Here is a 1,489-nt window from a genome sequence, read left to right as displayed (position 1 = left end):
CTATAATAATGCTCCTTTTAGACTATTTTTTATCCAAATCTTCCTGTTATATAATCTTCTGTACGTTTGTCTTCTGGGTTAGTAAACATAGTTTTAGTATCTCTGTATTCTACTACTTCTCCATTTAAGAAAAATGCTGTATCATCAGAAACACGTGCTGCCTGTTGCATATTGTGAGTAACTATAACTATTGTATAATCATCTTTTAAGTCTTCAATTAAATCTTCAACCTTAGCAGTTGATATTGGGTCTAGTGCAGATGTTGGCTCATCCATTAATATTACTTCTGGTCTCATAGCAATAGCTCTTGCTATGCATATACGCTGTTGTTGACCTCCTGATAGTCCTAGTGCAGACGATTTAAGTCTATCCTTAACTTCATCCCATATTGCAGCTCCTTTTAAACTATCTTCAACTATTTTGTCCAACTCTTTTTTATCTTTTATCCCATGTGTACGAGGTCCATAAGCAACATTATCATATATACTCATTGGGAATGGATTCGGCTTTTGAAATACCATCCCTACCTTTGTACGTAATTGAATAACATCCTCACTTATATATATATCTTCTCCATCAACTTCTACTTTTCCTTTTATCGTTACATTATCTATAAGGTCATTCATTCTATTAAGGCATCTTAAGAATGTTGATTTTCCACAACCTGATGGTCCTATTAAAGCCGTTACTTTTTTTTCTTTTATATTCATATTTATCTTTTTTAAAGCTTGATTATCTCCATAAAATAAATCTAGATCACTAATACTTAATTTAGTCCTACTATTTTGATTCATTTTTACACCTCTTATATGTTAATTAATTTTTATAACTACTCTTCAATTCTTATATATTAATAATTTGCTTTATTTAATTTCTTAGCTACTAATTTTGCAATTGCATTTAATGCTAACACCATTACTATTAAAACTATACCTATACTTGCCGCAGTCTGTATATCACCTTTTTCCTTAGTTAAAAGGTAAGCATGAACTGTCAGTGTTCTTGCACTATCAAATATACCTCCTGGCATCTGGGCTACAGTTCCTGCAGTTAATAATATAGCTGCTGATTCACCTATAACACGTCCTACTGATAAAATTATTCCCGATAAAATTCCTGGTATTGCACTTGGTACAACTACTTTATAAAGTGTTTGGAATTTTGTTGAACCTAATGCCAATGATGCTTCTCTGTAACTTTGTGGAACTGTCTTTAAAGCTTCTTCTGTTGTACGTATTATTACTGGTAGTATTATTATTGCTACTGTTAAAGATCCAGAAAGTATTGAATACTTCATCCCAAGTGTAACAACAAAGAAAATTCCTCCAAATAACCCATATACTATAGATGGTATACCTGCTAAACTTTCAGTTGCAAATCTTATTGCTGTTACTATTTTCCCTTTTTTTGCATACTCTTGTAAGTATATAGCTGACAATATACCTATTGGTGTAGCTATAATTAACGAAAGAGCCACTGTATATAATGT

At 31.7% G+C, this 1,489-nt stretch carries 2 protein-coding genes; both read right to left on the bottom strand.

Annotated elements, in window-relative coordinates:
- Positions 1–29: 29 nt before the first annotated feature.
- Positions 30–794: a phosphate ABC transporter ATP-binding protein PstB gene (gene pstB, locus CHL78_RS20165; protein WP_094369022.1), complete on the bottom strand. Its 765-nt coding sequence runs from the start codon at positions 792–794 to the stop codon at positions 30–32.
- Between the two features lie 56 nt (positions 795–850).
- Positions 851–1,489, bottom strand: a 639-nt coding sequence (pstA, locus tag CHL78_RS20160) for a phosphate ABC transporter permease PstA (RefSeq protein WP_116041770.1), incomplete at its 5' end; no start/stop codon positions are given.

This window comes from Romboutsia weinsteinii (genome assembly GCF_002250835.2).
GTDB lineage: Bacteria > Bacillota > Clostridia > Peptostreptococcales > Peptostreptococcaceae > Romboutsia_A > Romboutsia_A weinsteinii.
This window is presented reverse-complemented; position numbering and strand designations above follow the sequence as displayed.